Origin of the sequence: Streptomyces sp. KL116D, from assembly GCF_030766975.1 — a bacterium.
In the GTDB taxonomy this organism is placed as follows: Bacteria; Actinomycetota; Actinomycetes; order Streptomycetales; family Streptomycetaceae; genus Streptomyces; species Streptomyces longispororuber_A.
The window spans coordinates 1-20,968 of record NZ_JASERH010000014.1 but is presented as its reverse complement, the minus strand read 5'-3'; the positions used below and the strand labels follow the sequence as shown (position 1 = coordinate 20,968).

Genomic DNA, 20,968 nt, shown 5'->3' with positions numbered 1-20,968 from the left:
TCGGGGCGCTCGGCGAGCGTGGTGATGAGTGAGGCCGGTGTCCCGGTCGGTCGTCGTCATGCGCTCATCGTGCATGGAACCGGGGCGGCGCCGCAGTCGGATTTCCCCCGGTGGGCAGCTTCTGGTCCGGGCAGCCGCCCAGCACCCGCTTCATGGCGTCGCGTTCGGCGCCGGTCACCCACACGTACTTCTTCTTCACGGCGACCTGCCCGGCGACGTAGGTGCACCGGTAGCCCTTGTTCGGCGGCAGCCAGGTGGCCGTGTCGCCGTCCCCCTTGCTGCGGTTGGGCGTGGCGCCCACGGCGAGCAGGTTGAGCGGGTCGTTGGCGAACGCGATGCGCTTGCTCGGCTCCCACTGGAAGGCGCCCTTCTGCCAGGCGTCGGACAGCGCGACGAGGTGGTCGATGTCGACCTGGCTGCGGCCGCGCACGAGCGCGATGTCGCCGCCGCCGTACGGATCGGGGGCGAGGGACCCGGCGGAGACCTTGCACTCGCCGTCGGCGAACCGCACCCCGTCCAGGTCCCGCTTGAGGATGTCGTCGCGGGTGTCGCAGCCGTTGGAGTCGGTGTCGGCCCAGGCGCTGCCGAACCGCTCGCGCGCGTAACCGGTCTTCGGCGCGCGGCTCCTGACCGTGAGCGCGTCGACGGCGGCGAGCGCGCTGCCCGTCGCGCCGTGCGGCTCGGGCCCCGACTCGCCCCCGCCACCGGTGGTCGCCTCGCACCCGGTGACGGCCACGACGGCCGCCAGCACGGCGACCACGGCCCGTCCGGCCCTCGCAGCACGGCACTACCTCCCATTTGGTGTCGTTCGGCCCGCTCACCGTACCTGAAGCATGATCACACTTTGCCGATGCCCAGACGTCGTGACGGACGGCAGCAGTCCGGAGCCGAGGACGCTCACCCACAACGGGCCGAGCAGCTCCGCGAGTTCGGCCGTGGCGTCTCGCGCCGAGGGACCGCCAGGGGCCCGTGGCGAGCCGGTCCGTCATCGTCTCGACCTCGCGCGCAGCGCGCGGCCCGCGTCGGTGGCGATCCCGTCGTCGTCCAACAGGCCCCGGCCGGCGAGGAGTTGGTGCGAGGCGTCCCACTGGTTCCGGGTCCAGCCGCGGCTCGCGAACGTCTCCAGGGGCGCCGCGCCGATCGCCGCGAACGACACCAGAGTCGGCCGGCCGAGCCGCCGTCAGCAGCGCCGCGACGTGGCCGTCGCCGCGGTGCTCGCGCAGCACCGTCGCGGCCTGCCACAGCACCAGGTGCGGGCGTCGGGCCAGGGCAGTTCGGCGTTGGCGGCGGCCAGCGGACGGCCCTCGACGTGCACGGCCTCGGCGGCCCGGCGGGCCAGATCGGCGGCGCGGGACAGCTCGGGCCCGTCCAGAACGTCACCGAACAGCGCCCGGTAGGCGCGGTCGACGCCGCGCAGCCGGGCGGCCAGGACGTCGTCGGGCGACGCCACCTCCCAGGCCGCGGGCACGTGCTCGGCGACCATGGCCGGGTTGAAGCTGTAGAACGCGGACGCGACCCGGGTGGCGCCGGCGCGCGCCCAGCGGGGCGGCCCGCCACGCGAAGTAGTCTCGGCCACCGCTCCCCCACCTCGTAGCCGAGCGCGGCGGCCTCCTCGAAGGCCTCGGGCGCGTAGTAGAGCACCGCGTGCAGCGGCTCCAGCAGGTGCCACATCTGACGGACCTTGGCGTCGGGCACGGCGTGTCGGACATGGTGGTGGCCCTCCCTGTTTGACCTTGCCACTGGCGTCAGGGTCAGACGATCGGTATGGACACCATGAACGCCACCGTCGAGCGCGGAACAGTCGTCGTCACCGGAGCGGGCACCGGCATCGGCCGCGCCACCGCCCACGCCTTCGCCGCGGTCGGCCACCCCGTCGTCGCCGTCGGCCGCAGGCCGGAGCCCGCTCGCGGAGACCGCCGCGTACGCCCCCGGTCTGATCACCCCGCTCAGCGCCGACGTCACCGCGGCCGACGGACCCGCGCGCATCGTCCGCACCGCGCTGGAGACGCACGGCCGCATCGACGTCCTCGTCAACAACGCGGGCGTCACCGGATCCGAGTCCTGGAGACCTACACGCGCGACTCCGCGCGCGCCCTGCTCGGCACGAACCTGGTCGCCCCGGTCCTGCTCACCCAGGCGGCGCTGCCCGCGCTGTCCGCCGCGCGGGGCGTCGTGATCAACGTGACGACGGCCGTCGGGCAGCGCGGCTGGCCCGGCAACTCCCTCTACGCGGCCGGGAAGGCGGCCCTCGACTCCCTCACCCGCAGCTGGGCCGTGCAGCTCGCTCCGCGCGGCGTCCGGGTCGCGGCGGTCGCGCCCAGGGGCGATCGAGACGCCCATCGCCGACCACGCCGCGTTCACGCCCGAGGAGCGAGCCGCGATCCGCAGGTGGCAGCTGGACCACACGCCGATGGGCCGCGTCGGGCGGCCGGAGGAGGTCGCCGCCACGATCCTCCATCTCGCGTCGCCGGCCGCGTCGTTCGTCACCGGGGTGATCGTTCCGGTGGACGGGGGTGCGGTGGTGGCGTGACGATGCCCCCATGGGGACCACGCAGACCATGCGGATCGGCGAACTCGCCGCGGCCACCGGGGCGACGCCGCGCGCGTTGCGCCACTACGAGCAGGCGGGTCTGCTCACGCCCTCGCGGGCGGGAACGAGGTACCGGTGTACGACGACGCTGCCGTGACCCGCGTCGGCAACATCCGCATGCTGGTGGAAGCGGGACTCACCGTGGACGACGTCCGGGTGTTCCTGCCGTGCCTGGACGGCGACATGCTGGCGGGGCGCCTTCGCCCGGGTTCTTGCGGTCGCCCGGGAGCGGCTCGCGGTGATCGAGCGGCGGATCGCGGTGCAGATCGCTCTGCGACCGCCTGACCTCAGCACTCGACGCATCCGCTGGGGGTCGGTCTAGCGCTTCGCCGTTGCAGGTTTCGGGTTCTTCGGCGGGTGCGGGTGGGGTGGGGCTGATCCGACTGCGTCTGCCGGGCTGACCATTCGTCGCGGGGTGCACCACCGTCGCGGCTGGATCGCTGCAGTTCCCCGCGCCCCTAAAAACCGGATGCGTCTGCCGGGTTGAGCTGTCATCGCGGGCTGCACCACCGTCGCGGTTGCTCGCGCAGTTCCCCGCGCCCCTAAAAGCCGGTGAGGGCTGTCGTCGCGAGGTGCACCACCGTCGTGGCCGGTCGCGCAGTTCCCCGCGCCCCTGAGATGCGCACCTGCGGTGCGGCATCTCCCGGCGGGGAAGGCTGCGCGTCAGCGCATGCCTTCCAGGGGCGCGGGGAACTGCGCGAGAAGCCCCACGCGCCCGCAGTCCGCGACGAAGGCCCAACCGGCAGACGCAGTCGGTCTTCAGGGGCGCGGGAACTGCGCGAGACGCGCCCACCGGGCCGCGGTCGAGGACGTTCCGGGGCAGCCCCCACCCCACCCGCACACGAACCAGCGGCTCCCTACGAACCCAGGATCGACGTCAAGAACTCGCCCACCCAAGCCAGCAGCTCGCGGCCGACCAACGGCTTGCCGCCCACCTTCGCCGCCTTCGGACGCGGGACGAGGATCTGGTGCGTGGCCGGCTTGATGACAGTGCCCGGGTAGAGGCGCTTGAGCCGCAGCTCCTGCGACTCCCGCAACTCCACCGGCGCGAACCGGATGTTGCTGCCCTGGAGGACGATCTCGCCGACCCCGCAGGCGCGGGACGGCATGCGCAGGCCCGCGACCAGCAGCAGGTTCTCGACGGGCTCGGGCAGCTTGCCGTAGCGGTCGGCGAGTTCCTCGCGGACGTGCCTGACGTCCTCCTCCGTGTTCGCGGAGGCGATGGCCCGGTACGCCTGGAGACGCAGCCGCTCGCCGGGCGCGTAGTCGTGCGGGACGTGCGCGTCGACCGGCAGCTCGATCTTGACCTCCAGCGGCGGCTCCTCCTCCACGCCGCCGTCAGCGAGGCCCGGTGGTCCGCACGGCCTCGCCGACCATGCGGACGTACAGGTCGAAGCCGACGCCCGCGATGTGGCCGGACTGCTCTCCGCCGAGGAGATTTCCGGCTCCGCGGATCTCCAGGTCCTTCATCGCGACGTGCATGCCCGCGCCCATCTCCGTGTGCTGGGCGATCGTCGCGAGGCGTTCGTGAGCCGTCTCCGTCAGGGGCTTCTCGGGCGGGTAGAGGAAGTACGCGTAGCCGCGTTCCCGGCCACGGCCGACACGGCCGCGCAGCTGGTGGAGCTGGGAGAGAGCCGAGGTTGTCGCCGCGCTCGACGATGAGCGTGTTGGCGTTCGAGATGTCGATGCCGGACTCGACGATCGTCGTGGAGACGAGGACGTCGAACTTCTTCTCCCAGAAGTCCACGACGACCCGTTCCAGGGCCTGTTCCGACATCTGGCCGTGGGCGGTCGCGATGCGCGCCTCGGGCACGATGTCGCGCAGCCGGGCCGCCGCCCGGTCGATCGACTCGACGCGGTTGTGGATGTAGAAGACCTGGCCCTCGCGGAGCAGTTCGCGGCGGATGGCCGCGCCGATCTGCTTCTCCTCGTACGGTCCGACGAAGGTGAGGACCGGGTGGCGCTCCTCGAGGCGGGGTCGTGATCGTCGACATCTCCCGGATGCCGGTGACCGCCATTTCGAGCGTACGGGGGATGGGGTCGCGGACATCGTGAGGACGTCGACGTTGGCCCGCAGCTTCTTCAGCTGCTCCTTGTGCTCGACGCCGAACCGCTGCTCCTCGTCGACGATGACCAGGCCCAGGTCCTTGAACTTGGTCTCGGAGGAGACAGGCGGTGCGTGCCGATGACGATGTCGACGGAGCCGTCGCGCAGCCCTTCGAGCGTCGCCTTCGACCCGGTGTCCGTCTGAAGCGGCTCAGCGCCTCACGCTGACCGGGAACTGGGCGTACCGCTCGGAGAACGTGCCGAAGTGCTGCTGCACGAGGAGGGTCGTCGGGACGAGAGACCGCGACCTGCTTGCCGTCCTGGACGGCCTTGAAGGCGGCGCGGACCGCGATCTCGGTCTTGCCGTAGCCGACGTCGCCGCAGATCAGCCGGTCCATCGGGACCGTCTTCTCCATGTCCTCCTTGACCTCGGCGATGGTGGTCAGCTGGTCGGGCGTCTCCGCGTACGGGAACGCGTCCTCCAGCTCCCGCCGCCACGGGGTGTCCGGGCCGGCAGGCGTGGCCGGGCGCCGCCATGCGCGCCGAGTACAGCTTGATCAGGTCGGCGGCGATCTCCGCTGACCGCCTTCTTGGCGCGCGCGCCTGAGTCTTCGTCCAGTCGGCGCCGCCGAGCGGTAGCCGCGGGGTCGGGCCTCGCACGCCGATGCGTACTGCGATCTGCTCCAGCTGAGCCGGTGGGGATGTAGAGGCGGTCGCCGGGCTGGCCGCGCTGGCGCGCGTACTCGACGACGAGCACTCGCGGGTGGCGCCTGGACCGTGCGCTGCACCATCTCGATGTAGCGGCCGACGCCGTGCTGCTCGTGCACGATGTAGTCGCCGGATTCGAGGTGAGCGGGTCGATGGTCTTGCGGCGCCTGGCGGGCATCCGCTGGCCGTCCTTGCCGGCCGTCTTCTGCCCGGTGAGGTCGGTCTCCGTGAGGACGGCGACCTTCAACTCCGGGTGCACGAAGCCGAATTCGAGGCTGCCGCGAGGCCATGCCTGGACGACGGAGGGCGCGAGTTCGGCGAGGTCCTTGTCGAGGCGGGCCGCGATGCCCTCGCCGCCGAGCACCTCGACGGTGCGGGTCGCGACCGTGGCCCTCGGTGACGAACACGGTCCGCCAGCCGTCCGCGAGCCAGCCCTTGGTGTCGGCAGGGCCTTGGCGGTGTCGCCGCGGTACGTCTCGGGCGCGTGCATGCCGAGCTGCAGCGTGTCGCCGTCGAGGTCCGCGTCGGCGGCGAACAGGGGACACCGACCACCACATCATGCCGAGCTCGCGGGCCCGGTCGCGGACGTCCGCGATGGACCACAGCGACGCGGCGCCCACGTCGATGGGGGCGTCGCCGCCGGTCGCGGAGGCCGCCCAGGACGCCTGGAGGAACTCCTGCGAGGTGGCGACGAGGTCGGCGGCCCGGGTCCGTACCCGCTCCGGGTCGCAGACCACGGCCATCGATCCGGCGGGCAGCACGTCGAGGAGCAGTTCCATGTCGTCGACGAGGACCGGCGCGAGGGACTCCATGCCCTCGACGGCGATGCCCTCGGCGATCTTGCCCAGCAGTTCGCCCAGCTCAGGGTGCTGTTCGGCGAGGGCCGCCGCTCTGGCGCGTACGTCGGCGGTGAGCAGCAGCTCCCGGCAGGGCGGCGCCCACAGGCCGTGCTCGGCGATCTCCAGGGACCGCTGGTCGGCGACCTTGAAGTAGCGGATCTCCTCGACGTCGTCGCCCCAGAACTCGACCCGGAGCGGGTGCTCCTCGGTCGGCGGGAGGACGTCGAGGATGCCGCCGCGGACCGCGAACTCGCCGCGCTTCTCGACGAGTTCGACGCGGGCGTACGCGGCCGCGGCGAGCGCCTCGACCGTCTCGTTCAGATCGGCGCTCCGCCCGGTGCGCAGCGCGACGGGCTCCAGGTCGCCGAGCCCCTGCACCTGCGGCTGCAGCACCGAGCGGACGGGCGCGACCACCACGGACACCGGGCCGGTCTCCGGGTCGTCGGTGCTGGGGTGGGCGAGGCGGCGCAGCACGGCGAGGCGCCGGCCCACGGTGTCGGAGCGCGGGGAGAGCCGCTCGTGCGGCAGCGTCTCCCACGACGGGTACTCGACGACGCCGTCCGGCGGCAGCAGCGAGCGCAGCGCCGCGGCAGGTCCTCGGCCTCGCGGCCGGTGGCGGTGACGGCCAGCACGGGCCGCTTCGCCTCGCGGGCGAGCGCCGCCACCGTGAAGGGGCGCGACGCGGGCGGGCCCACGAGGTCGATGTGCATGCGGTTGCCGTCGCCCGCGGCCTTCACCGCTTCGGTGAGGGCCGCGTCCTTGACGACGGCGTCGAGCAGTCCGTGCAGGCTCATGGGGGCCTTGACCTTCCCGGTCCTGGGGTGGGCAACGCAAAGGACCCGACACGTGTGACGGGCCGGGGGTTCCAGGGTACGTCGGCGCGCGCCGGGGCGCCGACCGTGCCGGTCCACCACGGAGGAGCCCCACCGGCGGGCCGCGGTCGCGGCCGCTCGGCGGGCTCCTCGGTCCGCTCGGACCGATCGGGTCTAGTCGGTGGCGATGGCGTTCGGACGTTCATCCGGCCCGCCCGGAACGCGCCGGGATCAGGGCGGCGAACAGGCCCACGAAGGCCGAGCCGATGAAGACCGAGACGATCGTCGGCCAGGGGATCTCCAGGACGCCGAGGCCCTCCAGGGCCAGCAGCTTCTGGGCCGTCGCGCCCCAGCCCATGCCCAGGCCGAGGCCGAGCAGGGCGCCGAAGAGGGCGATGACCACCGACTCCAGGCGGATCATGCGGCGCAGCTGGCGGCGGGAGAGGCCGATGGCCCGCATGAGGCCGATCTCCCGGGTCCGCTCGACCACGGAGAGCGCCAGGGTGTTCACGACGCCCAGGACCGCCACGATGATCGCGAGGGCGAGGAGCCCGTAGATCATGTTGAGGAGCTGGCCGACCTGGTCCTTCAGGGTCTCCTTGTAGTCGGTCTGGTCCTTGACCTTGACGGTCGGGTCGGCGGCGACGGACGACTTCAGCGCCTTGTAGGCGGCGGCCTCGCTGCCGTCGGCGGCCTTCGCGAACATCATCCCGTTGAGCGGCACCCGGTCCTTGGGCAGGTACTGCTCGGCGGTGGCGATGTTGGTGTACATCGCGCCCTTGTCGAAGGCGGTGTCGTCCGAGGTGATCGCCGCGATCCGCAGCTTGGCCGTGGAGCCGTGGTGGAAGGCGACGGTCATGGTGTCGCCGACCTCGAGATGGTTGCGCTCGGCGAAGCTCGGAGCCGACCGACATCGCGTTCTTCCCGTACGCCGCCGAGAGCTCGCCGGAGGTGGCCTCGCGCCGCGAGGTCCTGGGCGTAGCTGGGGCTGGCCGCGGAGCGCTCTTCCTCCTCCTTGACGCCGCCCGGGGTGGTCAGCGTGGTCTTGACCCACTGACCTCGGTGACGTGGGAGACGAGCCCGTCCTCCTTGACCTTCTTCAGGGCGTCGGCGGCCTGCGGCATGATGCCGCCCTGGCCCTCGACGATGAAGTCGGCGCCGACCGACTTGTCGAGCTGGTCGGTGGCCGAGGCGACCATCGAGGAGCCGACGACGGAGAGGCAGGCGACCAGGGCGAGGCCGATCATCAGGGCCGCGCCGGTGGCGCCGGTGCGGCGCGGCGGGTTGCGCAGCGCGTTGCGCTCGGCCATCCGTCCGACGGGTCCGAAGAACCGGAGCAGGACGGCGCTGATGACGCGGACCACGAGGCCGGCGAGCAGCGGGCCGACGACCACGAAGCCGATGAGCGAGGCGACGATGCCGACGCCGAGCCACAGCGAGCCCTGGCTGGCCTTGTCGGCCTGCGTGGCGAGGTAGAGGGCGAAGCCGCCGCCGCCGGTGAGCAGCAGGCCGATGATGCCGCGGACGACGCCCGCCTTGGTGTCGGCCGGGGTGCCGGCGTCGCGCAGGGCGGCCATCGGGGAGACCTTGCCGGCCCGGCGTGCGGGCAGGTAGGCGGCGAGGACGGTGACGACGATGCCGAGCAGCAGGCCGACCGCCGGGGTCGTCCACTTCACGGTGAGGTCGTTCGTGGACAGCTCCATGCCCGCGGCGGACATCAGCTTCATCAGGCCGACGGCCAGGCCCACGCCGGCGCCGACGCCGACCACGGAGCCGACGACGCCGAGCAGCAGCGCTCGACGAGGACGGAGCGGTTGACCTGCTTGCGGGAGGAGCCGATGGCCCGCATCAGGCCGATCTCGCGGGTGCGCTGGGCGACCAGCATGGAGAACGTGTTGATGATCAGGAAGATGCCGACGAGGAAGGCGATGCCGGCGAAGCCGAGCAGGGCGTACTTGATGACGTCCATGAAGGAGCCGACGTCGGCGGAGTTGGCGTCCGCGGCCTGCTGCTGGGTCTGGATCTTGTACGTGCCGTTCCCGGAGAGTTCCGCGGCGACGTTCTTCTTGAGCTGCGCGTCGCTCACGCCGTCGGCGGCGGCGACGTTGATCTGCGTGAACTGCCCGGTCTTCCCGATGAGTTCGCGCTGGGCGGTGGCGGTGTCGAAGTAGACGACGGCCGCACCCGGGTTGGTCACGGTGAAGGAGGCCACGCCGACGATCTTGGCGCGATGTCGCCGGTGACGGCGATCGTGCGGAGCTCGTCACCCAGCTTCAGGTGGTGCTTCTTCGCGGTGTCGGCGTCGACCATCACCTCGGTGGGGCCGCGCGGGGCGTGCCCGGAGGTGATCTCCATGGAACGGAGGTCGTTGTCCGTCCAGTTGCCGGCGATGGTCGGGGCGCCGGTCTCGGAGCCCATGTTCTTGTTGTCGGCGTTCACGACGGTCACGTTCATCGAACTGACCGCGCCCTCGGCCGACTTGACGCCGTCGGCCTGCTTCACCGTGGCGAGCAGGAGGCCGGCAGGGCCTCGGGGCGGCCGGTGTCGCTGCCCTCCGCCTCGGAGTCCTTGGGGCTGACGGTGACGTCGGACGCGGTGGCCGTGAACAGCTTGTCGAAGGTCTTGTCCATCGTGTCCGTGAACACGAGGGTCCCGGTCACGAACGCGACCGACAGGAGGACGGCGATGGCGGAGAGGGCCATCCGGCCCTTGTGCGCGAGGAAGTTGCGCAGCGAGGTCTTCATGACGGTGTTGGCACTCATGACGTGCGCCCCCGCGCGTCGAAGTCCTTCATCCGGTCCAGGACGGCGTCGGCGGTCGGCCGGTGCATCTCGTCGACGATGCGGCCGTCGGCCAGGTACAGGACGCGGTCCGCGTAGGAGGCGGCGACCGGGTCGTGGGTGACCATCACGATGGTCTGGCCGGCTCGTCGACCGAGCGGCGCAGGAAGCCCAGCACCTCCGCTCCCGCCCGGGAGTCGAGGTTTCCGGTCGGCTCGTCACCGAAGATGATCTCGGGGCGGGCGGCCAGCGCGCAGGGCCACGGCGACGCGCTGCTGCTGACCGCCGGAGAGCTGGGTGGGCCGGTGCTTGAGGCGCGCTCGGCGAGGCCGACCGTCTCGACGACCTGGCGCAGCCACGCGGCGTCCGGCTTGCGGCCCGCGATGTCCATCGGGAGCGTGATGTTCTCGATGGCGTTCAGGAGTGGGCAGCAGGTTGAACGCCTGGAAGATGAAGCCGATGCGGTCGCGGCGCAGCTGCGTCAGCTTCTTGTCCTTGAGGCCGGTGATCTCGGTCTCGTCGAGATGGATCTGACCGGAGGTCACGGTGTCGAGCCCGGCCAGGCAGTGCATCAGCGTCGACTTGCCGGACCCGGACGGGCCCATGATCGCGGTGAACTGACCGCGGGCGATGTCCACGTCGACGTGGTCGAGCGCGACGACGCGGGTCTCCCGACCCGTACGCCTTCACCACCTGGCGTGCCCTCGCGGCAACAGCCGTTCGCCCGCCAGTGCCCCGTGCCTGGGAATCGTCACAGCCGTTGTCACGGTTTTTCTCCTATGTCGGTTACCTGCGCCCGCAGCTCTCTGCGGCACGTTCAGAGTCTGGTGACGCGGGGGCCCGGGCGCGCTGGTGGAAGTCACCGTCTTTCCCTGGGGAAAACCCCACCCCTCGAAGGTAGGAGGAACCCCCCTGCGGGCTCGTCCTCCAAGGGGACGAGACCGTCCCCTGTCCGAAGTACGGAGGTCCCCCTAGGGAGGTCCACCCCTCGGTGGAGCCCTACTCAGGGTCGCCTCCACCCGCATAAGCTCGGCGGCGGAGATAGGTGCAGGGGGAACACATAAAGGGGAGGGGCCCGGTCGTGACCGACATCGCCCATGACCGGCGGCGCGGCGCGGTCGTCGCCGCGCTGATGCTGTCCATGGCGCTCGCCGCCCTGGACTCCACCATCGTCTCCACCGCCGTCCCGCAGATCGTCGGCGACCTCGGCGGCTTCTCCGTCTTCTCCTGGCTGTTCTCCGGCTATCTGCTCGCGGTGACGGTCACGCTGCCCGTGTAGCCGGCCGGCTGTCGGACTCGCTCGGCCGCAAGCCGGTCCTGATCGCGGGCAGCGTGCTGTTCCTGATCGGGTCGCTGCTGTGCGCCTGCGCGTGGGACATGGGGTCCCTGATCGCGTTCCGGGTGGTGCAGGGGCTGGGCGGCGGCGCCATCCAGGGCACGGTGCAGACCCTGGCCGCGGACATGTACCCGCTGAAGGAACGCCCCAGGATCCAGGCGAAGTTGTCCACGGTGTGGGCGACGTCGTCGGTGCTCGGCCCGGCGCTCGGCGGCGTCCTCGCCTCCACCACGGGCTGGCGCTGGATCTTCCTGATCAACCTGCCGATCGGCGCCGTCGCGCGCTGTTCCTCGTGGGCCGCCACCTGCACGAGCCGCGCCGCGCGAGCGCCCGCGTCCGAAGGTCGACTGGGCGGGCGCCCTCGCCGTGTTCGCGGCGGGCGGCGTGCTGCTGACCTGGCTGGTCCAGGGCGGCGTCGCCTGGGCCTGGACCTCGTCGTCCTCGATCGCCCTGCTGGGTACGGGAGTCGCGCTGATCGGCGTCGTCGTGGCGATCGAACGGCGGGCCGCCGAACCGATCCTGCCCGGCTGGGTGTGGCGGCGCCGGACGATCGCCGCGGTCAATCTGGCGCTCGGCGCGATGGGCCTGCTGATGGTCGCGCCGACCACGTTCCTGCCGACGTACGCCCAGTCCGTCCTCGGCCTGTCCCCGACGGCCGCCGGGTTCGTGCTGTCGGTGATGACGCTGAGCTGGCCGGTGTCGGCGGCCCTGAGCCAGCACGTCTACCGCAGGATCGGCTTCCGGAACACGGCCGCGCTCGGCATGACGGCGGCGCTGGCGCTGCTCGCCGCGTTCCCGCTGCTGCCGTTCCCCGGCGCGGTCTGGCGGCCGACGCTGCTCAGCCTGCTGCTCGGCGCGGCCCTCGGCCTCTTCCAGCTGCCGCTCATCGTGGGCGTGCAGTCCACGGTCGGCTGGGCGGAGCGCGGCACCGCCACCGCCTCGATCCTCTTCTACCGGCAGATCGGGCAGACCATCGGCGCCGCCGTGTTCGGCGCCGTCGCCAACGGGGTGATCTCGGCCCGCCTCGGCAGCGGCACCGACCTCGACGCGGTGGCCCGCGACCCCAGGGGCGGACGGGGTGCGGCAGGCGATCGACGCGGCGGTCGACTCGGTGTACGTCGGGGCGGCGTGCGCGGCGGGTCTGGCGCTGCTGGTCCTGCTGACCCTGGCGCCGCGCCGGTTCCCCGTCCTGGAACCGGAAACCGTGGCGGACCCCCTACCGGACGGGACCGCGCAGGAGAAGTCATCCACGGCACAACTCCCCCACCAGCAACACTCACCCCGGACACAAGACAACCCCCACCGAACCGACTGATCAGTTCGTCGAAACCCTCGCCCAACTCACCTACCTGCGAGTAACGTTCCGGCTCCCCCACCTCACACTCCCTGCGGTCCGCTCGTCCCCGGCGGACCCGAACCGTGCAAGGAGCCCCGGGATGACCCAGCCGTACCCGCAGTACCCGCCTCCCCAGCCCCACGCCGCCCGGTCGCACCGCCTCGTCACCCCGACCGCGGCCCGGTCGACCCGGCGAGACGGCCCCGCGGGCGAACTGAGACTGCTGCGCACGGCCTACCGCTGGCAGCGCCGCGTCTCGACGCTCACCGCGATCGGCTACTTCTTCACGTTCCTGCTCCTGTCGGCGTTCGCCCCGTCCCTGATGACCCGCGCGGTCACCGGCGGCCTCTCCTTCGGCCTGCTGATCGGCGTGTGCCAGTTCCCCGTGACCTGTCTGGCGCTCTACGTGTACGAGCACACGGCACGGCGCCGCGTCGACCCGCTCGCCCACCGGCTGCGCCGCCGGGGAGGACGCGATGAACCCCGTCGCCGCGACGTCCGTGTCCACCGAGTCGATGGCCCTGGTCGCGTTCACCGGCGTCGCCTCGGTCATCCTGCTGCTGTGCATCGTCACCGGGCCCGAGCGGGACGACCTCGCGGAGTTCTACACGGGCTTCGGCCGGCTCGGCCCGATGCGCAACGGGCTGGCGATCGCCGGTGACTACATCTCGGCGGCGACCGTCCTCGGCACCTGCGGCGTCGTCGCCCTCACCGGGTACGACGGCGCGGTCCTCGCGCTGGCCACCGCGCTCTCCCTGACGCTCCTGATGTTCCTGCTGGCCGAACCCCTGCGCAACGCGGGCCAGTTCACCATGGGCGACGTGCTCGCCCGCCGGATGCCGGGCCGCGCCGCGCGGCTCGCGGCCTGCCTGGTCACCCTCGCGGCGCTGCTGCCGATGATGCTCGTCCAGCTCGCGGGCGCGGGCGACCTGCTGGGGTTCCTGCTCGGCTTCGACAGCGCCGGGTTCAAGACCGGCGTCATCGTCACCGTCGGCGGCCTGATGATCAGTTACGCGGCGATCGGCGGCATGAAGGGCACCGCCGTCATCCAGCTCCTCAAGATCGTGACGCTGCTCGGCTCCGGCACCGTGGTCTCCGTGCTGATCCTGCGCCGCTTCGACTGGGACCCGGGCGCCCTGCTCGCCGCGGCGGTGGCCAACAACGGCGCGGGCAGCGCCTATCTGAAGTCGGGGCTGCAGTTCGTGCACAGCGGCAGTCCCCGCCTCGACATGATCAGCGCGTATCTGACGGTGATGCTCGGCGGCGCCGCGCTGCCGCACGTCACGATGCGCATGTACACGGCGCGGCACGCCCGTGAGGTGCGCCGCTCGATGTCCTGGGCGGTCACCTCGACGGGGGTGTTCGCGCTGATGATCTCGGTGATCGGGTTCGGGGCGACGGCGCTGATCGGCAGCAAGGCGATCGCCGCGGCCGACCCGCAGGGCAACACGGCGTTCCTGCTCGGCTCGCGCGCCGCGTTCGGCGCCGAGCTGAGCACCGCGGGCGCCCTGGTGTTCACGACGGTCACCACCGCGCTGTTCCTCACGCTGCTCGCCTCGGTCTCGGGCATGATCCTGGCCTGCGCCAACTCCCTGGCCCACGACGTGTTCGCGCACTGGGGCCGCACGGAGCCGACGCCCCTGCAGGGAGATGACGCTGGCCCGCTGCTCGGCGCTCGCGGTCGGCGCCCTCACCATCGCGCTCGCCACCTACTTCCAGCACCGCAGCCTGCAGCCGCTGGTCTTCCTCGCGCTCGGCATCGGCGCGTCCGCGCTCGCCCCGGCGCTGGTGTACAGCCTGTTCTGGCGCCGCTACACCCGTACCGGGCTGCTCTGCACGCTGATCGGCGGCACGCTCGCCGCGATGGTCCTGATCACCGGCACCACGCTGGTGTCGGAGCAACCCGGCGTCGCTCTTCCCCGACCGGGACTTCACCTGGTTCCCGTTCACGACGACGGGTCTGGTCTCGATCCCGCTGGGCTTCTTCCTCGGCTGGCTGGGCACGGTGCTCACCGCGCCGCGCAAGGCACAGGCCCAGCGGCAGCTCTACGAGGCGGTGGAGGGCTGGATCCTGGCGGGGGCGCCGGTGACGCCGCCCCCGCCCGCCGCTACGACCGGTAGCGGAAGAGGATCCGGCCCCGGGTCAGGTCGTACGGGCTGATCTCCACCAGGACCCGGTCGTACGGGAGGATCTTGATGTGATGCTTGCGCATCTTCCCGCTGATGTGCGCGAGCACCACGTGCCCCTTCTGCATCTCGACCCGGAACGTCGCGCCCCTGCGGGTCACTCGACGACGACGCCTTCGAGCTCGATGCCCGCTTCGCCACGCGTGCCATGGTTATCGATCGCTCCAACTCGACGTTGCCGCCGACCCGTCGGGCACCGACCTCCGCCAGCAGGGACAGCGCGGCCCGGTTGGACTCCTGGGCCTCGGCCCAGGCGCCCGCGACCCCGGCGGCGTGCAGCGAGCCGAGGACCTCGGCGAGCAGGGCCCGGGCGATGCCGCGGCGCCGCACGTCCGCGCGCACGGCGAGCAGCCCGATCCGCGGCCTGCGCGGCACGGGCGCGATCCTGAGCATCCCGACGTACCGGCCGTCGAGGACGGCGACGGCGTACTTCGCCGGGTCGACGACGGTGACCCCGGGCGGCAGCGGCACCACCTCGGCGGGCATGGTGTGCCAGCCGCCCGCGGCGCGCCACCTCGTCCCGGACCGCCCGGTCGAGATCGCGCAGCGGGCCCTCCTGCGCGCGCGCCGAACGGCACGATCGTGACGCCCTCGGGCACGGGCGCGGCACCGAGCCGGTGACGCCGGGATCGGTGGGGACGACGTACTCGCCCTCGCGGCGCCCCGGCGTGAAGCCGGCCTGCCGCCACCGGGCGACGAGGTCGTGTCGTCCTCGTCCACCACGGTGTGCAGCGGCGTGGGCAGCGCGGCGGGCATGACGCGCGGGCGAGCCGGTCGAAGGCGGCGTCGTCGCCAGGCGTCGATGCTGACGTAGGCCCGGCCGCCGGCCCGGTGCGAGAGGTCCCCTGTACCGACGACGCGGTCGCCCTCCAGGGCCTGCCACTGGTCGTCGGCGACCCGCGTGACCTCGATGGATGGGGATGCCGGTCCTGATGCGTGTGTGGTCATGGTGTCCGTCCTTCGGAAGTGCGGTCCTGGCACTCCCGGCGACACCTGCGTCAGTCGCCCGACCGTGAAGGACAGGGGGAGCACCCATGCGATACAGCGTTCACGGGACTCACCTCCTGGGCCGGCTTCACGATCACCGGAAACCTAACACCCACCGCCCGCCCGGCCAACCGAATTACGCTGCGGGAGTTCTCCGACGACCGGCGACCGGCGACCTGCGACCGGGGAAGGCGGCACGGCATGACGGACGGCGAAGCGCTGCCCGGCGGGTACGTGCGGCAGGTGACGCGCGTGGGCACGACGGTGCGCAGGACGCCCGCACCGCGCTCCGCGTACGTGCACGAGCTGCTCGCCCTCTTCGAGCGGCGGGGCTGGCGGGGCGCGCCCCGCTTCCTCGGCGTCGACGACCTCGGCCGCGAGGTCCTGGACCACCTGCCGGGCCGGGCCGCCCTCGCTCCCGGGGAGCAGCGGTCGGCACGCACGGACCGAGGCGCTGACTCAAGTCGCCGTCCTGGTACGGGAGTTCCATGACGTCACCGCCGACTCCGGGCTGGCCGCTGGGACACAGAGGTCGTCTGCCACAACGACCTCGACCCCCGCAACACGGTGTACGCCACCGAGGCCGGCGAGTGGCGTCCCACCGGCTTCATCGACTGGGACCTGGCCGCCCCGGGCCGCCGCGTCGACGACGTCGCCCACGTGTGCTGGCAGTACCTGGACCTCGGGCCCGCGATCGACGACGTGCCGGAGGCCTCCCGCCGCCAGCTGCGCCTGCTCTGCGACGCGTACGGCCTGACTCGACCGGACCCCGCTGCTGCCCGCGGTCCTGTGGTGGCAGGACCGCTGCCTGCGCGGCATCGACGCGGCCGCCGACGCGGGCGACCCGGCGATGCGCCGGCTGCGGGACCGGGGCGTGGTGACGCGGATCCGCGCCGCCCACGCGTGGGTGACCCGGCACCGCGCGGAACTGGAGCGCGGCGCTGTGACCCGGGGCGGCGGCGCCTGCTTGCCGAGGCGTTCCGCCGTCGCCGCCCTGCGGGCCAGGACCCCGTCGCTCAGTTCCGCCATCTCCCGCAGCGCGTCCCGGCGTTCGCGCTTGGCGAGGCGGTCGAGGTGGAAGCCGGCCGTAGAGGTGGTCGGTCTCGTGCTGGAGGCAGCGGGCGAAGTAGCCGCGGCCCTCGACGACGAGCGGGTTGCCGTCCTTGTCCTGGCCGCGGACGACCGCGTGGTCGGCGCGCGGCACCGGCTTGTACGGGCCGGGGACGGAGAGGCAGCCCTCCATCTCGTCGACGAGCCTGCGGGTGGCGAGCGGCTCCTCGTCGAGGACCGGGTTGGCGATGTGGCCGACGTGCCGCACGCCCCAGTCGTCCTCCATGTCGTACACGAACAACTGGAGGTCCACGTCGACCTGGTTGGCGGCGATGGCCGCGCCGTGCGCGACGTGGTTCGTGGCGAACATGTCGTCGATCAGCCGGGACAGCTCCGGCGTACCGAAGTGCGCCTCCGTGACCGGTGCGCAGCGGCGGCGCAGCACCTCCTCGCCGACCACCGTGATGCGCCGCACCGCACCCCGCTCGACCTCCGGTGACATCCCGCTCCCGGCCATGTCCACCCAACTCCCCTCCGCCTCACGTCACTTGACCAATCCCTTTGCAAAGTAGCACCCTTTGCAAAGTGACCGAGGAATCCACGGAGAACGACCCGTCCACGGCCGCGGCGCCCGGCCCCGCCCGCCGGCTGCCCGACCACCCCGTGCGCATCGCGCTGCTCGACCTGCTGGCCGAGGCCGGCACGGTCACGTCGACCCAGGCCGCCGCCCGGCTCGGATACAGCTCGGGCCTCTGCTCGTTCCACCTGCGCCGGCTCGCCGAGCACGGCCCGATCGAGGAGGCCGCGCACGGTGGCGGCCGGGCCAGGCCGTGGCGGCTGCGCTGGGACGACCCGCGCCAGTCGCTGCGCGCCGCCGACCGCTCCATCGGGACCACCGTGCACCTGACGCCGGAGGAGATCGACGAAGTGGCGCTGGCCGTAAGGGAGTTGCTCGCTCCCCTACGAGCGCCGCCGGTCCCACGAGGGCGCGGTCCCGTCGCGGCGGTCACCCGGCTGCGCCCCTGACCGGAGCGCCGGCGCCTACTCGGCCGCGGCCCGCCCGGTGAGGGCCGCCAGCGAGCTCCGTACGTGATCCATGTGCGCCCGCACCTCGTCCCAGCGCCTCCCCGTGCTCCCGCAGCACCCGCTCCGTCTCCTGGCCACCCGCTCGTCCCGGGCGCGGGCCTGCGCGAGGAGTTCCGCGGCGGTGGCGTCCGCGTCCTCCTGGCCGTGCCGGGCCGCCTCCTCCGCCTCCGCGAACGCCCGCTTGGCCTCCGAGAGGCGGGCCTCCGCCGCCGCCACCGCCGCGGCCTCCCGCTCCTCCGCGGCGGCGGCCCGCTCGGCCGCCTCCCGCTCGAAGGCGTCGAACCGCTCGGCGTGCTCCTTGGCCTGGTCCGCGAGGACGCCCTCGCAGCGCCGCCGCATCTCCCGCAGCGCGGCGAGCGCCTCGCCCGCGTCTCCTTCACGTCGCGTCGCGCAGGCGGCCGGGTCTCGTCCGCGGTGGCCCGCGCCGACGCTCGCGCGCCGCTCCGCACGCTGCTCGGCGCCTCCGCGCGCACCTCGTCGGCACGAGGCCTGCGCCGCGTCGCGCAGTTCCCGGCCCGCGGCGCGTCCGCCGCCTCGGTCCCGGCCGCCGCGTCGGCCCGCCCCGCGTGCTGGACGGCGACGGCCTCCTCCTCGGCGAGTTCCAGCAGGTACTGGGCGCGTTTGCCGAGCGTCTCGTAGGTCTGCGGGGCGAGGCGCGCGCCGGCCTCGCGCAGCCGCTCGAGCCTCCGCCTCCATGTCCTTGGCGAGGACGGTCAGCGCGCGGCGCGCTCCCACGCCTCGTCGCGGGCGCTCGGACGAGACCGGCGGCGCGGGCGCCACCTGCTCGGGACGGTAGCCACGACTCGTACGGTGACGAAGCCGTACGGCGACGCCGCTGCACCTGCACCGCTCATCACGTTGATCCCCTCTCCACCGGTCTGCACCGGTCTCCGCCCGACGAAACCGACGGAAACCGACGTGCGACGTTCTGCGCGATTGGCGCACATCTTTATGGATCAAGCGGAACCGCTCATAACGCGACACGCCGCCCGACCCGCTCGGTCAAGAGAGTTGCGTCAATTGGTGTCGAAAGTCGGAGTCGCGGTGTCGTCGCGGAGCGCGGCGAAGAGCTGACCGGCCTCGGAGGGGTCCCACTCGACGACGTCACCGACCCCGGGCACGGACGGCTCGCTCGCCACCGGCGCGGTCGTCGTCGCGCCAGGTCCGACGTCTGCACACGCCCATCGAGGCGAGCGATCCGATCGCCGGTGTCGGGTCGACCGCGTGAGCGCGCGTCGAGGGACGCGCTCAGGAACGGATCAGCTTCCACGGCGGGATCAGGACGCGCCCGCGCTGAGCGCTTGTCGGCGATGGCGTCGACCAGCTGCCGCTGCCGCTCTGTGACCCGGCCCAGGTCGCCCGCGGTCGGAGTAGCGGGCCCGCGCGTACTGCAGGGCCTGGACCCCGTCCATGTGCTGACAGCCCGCGTCGAGTCGGCCCCGGACTTCTCGTCGTGCAGCCCGCCCTCCGGTACGCGGAGAGGGTGACGCCGCCGAGCGAGTCGACGCGACGTCGACCAGGCCCAGGAAGCTGATCTCCGCGTAGTGGTCGAGCGCACGCAGGCCCGTCGCGCCTGCTCCACGGTCCGGGTGAGCAGCGGCGCGCGCCGCCGAGCGCGCGTACGCCGAGTTGATCTTGCTTGCCGTGGCCGGGAATGGACACGTACGAGTCGCGGGGACGGAGAGTCAGATAGGGCCCGCTGTCCCCGTAGTGCAGGATCATGATCGTGTCGGTGTTGAGGCGCTGGTCGTTGCCGACGTGGAGCGCCTTGCGCTGTTCGGGCGTCAGGTCCGCGCGCGAGTCCGAGCTCGACGGCAGAGCAGCCAGTCCGTGCCGCGCTGCCCGCCGCCGGGCGGCGATCGTCGGGCGGTGAAGGCGTCCGTGGTCCGCAGCCGGAGTCCGCCCAGACGCTGCGAGGGCCGTGCCGTATCCCAGCAGCAGGACCAGGACGACGAGCAGAGATCAGCAGGACCCTCTTGGGCCAGCGCCGCTTCGTCTCCCGCTGCCGCTGCGGAACGATGTCGCCTCGCTGCTGCATGAGCGCACGATCGGGGCGCCCGACCGGTCCCGCAGGTCGAGCGCCCCGTCGTCAGCGCCGTGCACTGACGGTTACAGCAGGCCGTCCCACATCTGCTCCAGCAGCACCGACCACCAGGTCTCGGCGAACCGAGGGCGGCCGGGTCGGTGGCGCTGAGCTGGGCCTGGAAGTCGACCGTCCAGCGGCCCGCCTGCTCCGGGTTGAGCCCGAAGCGCAGCCACGCCACATCCGGCCGAGCAGGGCCAGCGAGCGCGCGAACTCGCAGCCCGGTGTTCACGGCCGCGTGCGGCACCGGCGCACCGCCGGAGCTCCAGCCTCGACCGGCACGGCGGCCACGATGTGCGCCGTGCCGTGCTGGACGCAGACCGCCTTGCCGAAGTCGCCGCCCATGACGAGGTACGAGCCACGCGTCCGACGCCTGGCTGCACCCCGCGCTCCTGCGCCAGCTCGGCCAGCGTCGGCGCCGGGCGCCCCGGCTGGGCCTGCGCCCAGAAGAACGGCCCGAAGTCGGCGGGCGGTCCGCCACGACAGAGCGTGCGCGCGACGCGACGTCCGGGACGCCCTGGCGCGACACGGCCCGCTGGTCGAACCGGAACACGCCGGGCCCTCGAACGCCGCGGCCAGCTCCTGCGCGATGGCCTCTCCGGCGGGATCCGGCGGCGAGGGCTACTGCGCGGGCGGCAGCGGCGCCGCGCACCGGTGCGGGCCGCGCGCGGACCGTCGGCGCACCTGAGCAGGTCGCCCTGGTGCGCGATGAGCTGGTGCATGCCCTGCTGGCGCGCGAGCGTGATCGGTGCCGTACGGCGCGAGTCGACGTGATCCGGGCCTGCGGCCTACTGCGCCTGGATCATGCGGGAGCAGTACGCGCGCCGGCGGGCAGCGAGCAGGACTCCAGCTCCGTGTGGAGTTCGGGACCTGGTCCGGCGGATGTTCATGCCGCGCAGCTCGAGGAAGACGATCTGCCACTCCGGGTGCGGCACGCCGGGCGCCGACCGCCGGACGACGCTGCTGCTGAGCCGCCGGGCGCGCGGTAGCTGAGCACCGCCTGGTGGCCGCCCACGGTCGGCGACCGGCGGGCGCCCGCGGATAGCCGGCCCGCACGCCGCCGGGGCGGCCGCGCGGACCTGCTGCCGCGCGGCGCGGGCGGCGGCATGGCACCGGGCGCAGGCGGGG

General features: G+C 72.8%; 8 protein-coding genes and 13 pseudogenes. 8 read left to right on the top strand and 13 right to left on the bottom strand.

The annotated features are described in order from the left end of the window. Window positions 1–64: 64 nt before the first annotated feature. Window positions 65–760: an HNH endonuclease family protein gene (locus RBJ77_RS04735; protein ID WP_372343823.1), complete on the bottom strand. Its 696-nt coding sequence runs from the start codon at window positions 758–760 to the stop codon at window positions 65–67. A 77-nt stretch (window positions 761–837) separates the two neighbouring features. Then, window positions 838–1,671: pseudogene (locus tag RBJ77_RS04730) on the bottom strand (hypothetical protein). 93 nt (window positions 1,672–1,764) lie between these two features. Here RBJ77_RS04730 and RBJ77_RS04725 point away from each other — a divergent pair. Beyond that, a pseudogene (locus RBJ77_RS04725) lies at window positions 1,765–2,530 on the top strand (SDR family NAD(P)-dependent oxidoreductase). Window positions 2,531–2,558: 28 nt separating this feature from the next. After that, a pseudogene (locus tag RBJ77_RS04720) lies at window positions 2,559–2,991 on the top strand (MerR family transcriptional regulator). Between the two features lie 456 nt (window positions 2,992–3,447). Here RBJ77_RS04720 and mfd read toward each other — a convergent pair. The 4 genes and pseudogenes from mfd to RBJ77_RS04700 form a co-directional block, all read right to left on the bottom strand. Beyond that, window positions 3,448–6,977: pseudogene (gene mfd / locus RBJ77_RS04715) on the bottom strand (transcription-repair coupling factor). Window positions 6,978–7,169: 192 nt separating this feature from the next. Continuing rightward, window positions 7,170–9,757 (bottom strand): annotated as a pseudogene (locus RBJ77_RS04710) (ABC transporter permease). Further along, entirely contained in the window at window positions 9,754–9,903 is a 150-nt protein-coding gene (locus RBJ77_RS04705) for a hypothetical protein (RefSeq protein WP_372343822.1), read from the bottom strand. Before RBJ77_RS04705 ends, RBJ77_RS04710 begins: the two are co-directional and overlap by 4 nt. Window positions 9,904–9,993: 90 nt before the next feature. After that, window positions 9,994–10,413 (bottom strand): ATP-binding cassette domain-containing protein, encoded by a 420-nt coding sequence (locus tag RBJ77_RS04700; protein WP_372343821.1) that lies wholly within the window; start codon window positions 10,411–10,413, stop codon window positions 9,994–9,996. Window positions 10,414–10,907: 494 nt separating this feature from the next. On the opposite strand from RBJ77_RS04700, the pseudogene RBJ77_RS04695 reads away from it, so the two are divergent. The 3 pseudogenes from RBJ77_RS04695 to RBJ77_RS04685 all read left to right on the top strand — a co-directional run bounded on the left by RBJ77_RS04695 (window position 10,908) and on the right by RBJ77_RS04685 (window position 14,608). Further along, a pseudogene (locus RBJ77_RS04695) lies at window positions 10,908–12,426 on the top strand (MFS transporter). Window positions 12,427–12,547: 121 nt separating this feature from the next. Further along, window positions 12,548–12,847 (top strand): annotated as a pseudogene (locus RBJ77_RS04690) (DUF485 domain-containing protein); the annotation flags it as partial. Between the two features lie 76 nt (window positions 12,848–12,923). After that, window positions 12,924–14,608 (top strand): annotated as a pseudogene (locus RBJ77_RS04685) (cation acetate symporter). Here RBJ77_RS04685 and infA read toward each other — a convergent pair. Both infA and RBJ77_RS04675 read right to left on the bottom strand, forming a co-directional pair. Further along, window positions 14,556–14,761 (bottom strand): annotated as a pseudogene (gene infA, locus RBJ77_RS04680) (translation initiation factor IF-1). The pseudogenes RBJ77_RS04685 and infA sit on opposite strands and share 53 nt — an antisense overlap. A gap of 128 nt (window positions 14,762–14,889) precedes the next feature. Then, window positions 14,890–15,027, bottom strand: a pseudogene (locus tag RBJ77_RS04675) (GNAT family N-acetyltransferase); the annotation flags it as partial. Window positions 15,028–15,822: 795 nt separating this feature from the next. On the opposite strand from RBJ77_RS04675, the gene RBJ77_RS04670 reads away from it, so the two are divergent. Both RBJ77_RS04670 and RBJ77_RS04665 read left to right on the top strand, forming a co-directional pair. Next, window positions 15,823–16,113: a hypothetical protein gene (locus tag RBJ77_RS04670; RefSeq protein WP_372343820.1), complete on the top strand. Its 291-nt coding sequence runs from the start codon at window positions 15,823–15,825 to the stop codon at window positions 16,111–16,113. Window positions 16,114–16,188: 75 nt separating this feature from the next. After that, a pseudogene (locus RBJ77_RS04665) lies at window positions 16,189–16,254 on the top strand (hypothetical protein); the annotation flags it as partial. 333 nt (window positions 16,255–16,587) lie between these two features. On the opposite strand, the pseudogene def reads toward RBJ77_RS04665, so the two are convergent. Then, window positions 16,588–17,188: pseudogene (def, locus tag RBJ77_RS04660) on the bottom strand (peptide deformylase); the annotation flags it as partial. A 68-nt stretch (window positions 17,189–17,256) separates the two neighbouring features. Between def and RBJ77_RS04655 the strand changes: the two are divergent. Beyond that, complete coding sequence (locus RBJ77_RS04655) at window positions 17,257–17,697, top strand: winged helix-turn-helix domain-containing protein (RefSeq protein WP_372343819.1); 441 nt, start codon at window positions 17,257–17,259, stop codon at window positions 17,695–17,697. A gap of 15 nt (window positions 17,698–17,712) precedes the next feature. Here the strand turns inward: RBJ77_RS04655 and RBJ77_RS04650 are convergent, their stop codons facing one another. The 4 genes and pseudogenes from RBJ77_RS04650 to RBJ77_RS04635 form a co-directional block, all read right to left on the bottom strand. Then, entirely contained in the window at window positions 17,713–18,096 is a 384-nt protein-coding gene (locus RBJ77_RS04650) for a hypothetical protein (RefSeq protein ID WP_372343818.1), read from the bottom strand. A gap of 677 nt (window positions 18,097–18,773) precedes the next feature. Continuing rightward, complete coding sequence (locus tag RBJ77_RS04645) at window positions 18,774–18,896, bottom strand: hypothetical protein (protein WP_372343817.1); 123 nt, start codon at window positions 18,894–18,896, stop codon at window positions 18,774–18,776. 138 nt (window positions 18,897–19,034) lie between these two features. After that, entirely contained in the window at window positions 19,035–19,391 is a 357-nt protein-coding gene (locus tag RBJ77_RS04640) for a hypothetical protein (protein WP_372343899.1), read from the bottom strand. Window positions 19,392–19,866: 475 nt separating this feature from the next. Further along, window positions 19,867–20,968: pseudogene (locus RBJ77_RS04635) on the bottom strand (SUKH-4 family immunity protein); the annotation flags it as partial.

Bases quoted from the DNA above. Each gene is read 5' to 3' on its own strand.
- RBJ77_RS04705 (WP_372343822.1), bottom strand. From the start codon at position 9,903: ATGGTCACCCACGACCCGGTCGCCGCCTCCTACGCGGACCGCGTCCTG.
- RBJ77_RS04670 (WP_372343820.1), top strand. From the start codon at position 15,823: ATGACGGACGGCGAAGCGCTGCCCGGCGGGTACGTGCGGCAGGTGACG.
- RBJ77_RS04650 (WP_372343818.1), bottom strand. From the start codon at position 18,096: ATGCGGCGGCGCTGCGAGGGCGTCCTCGCGGACCAGGCCAAGGAGCAC.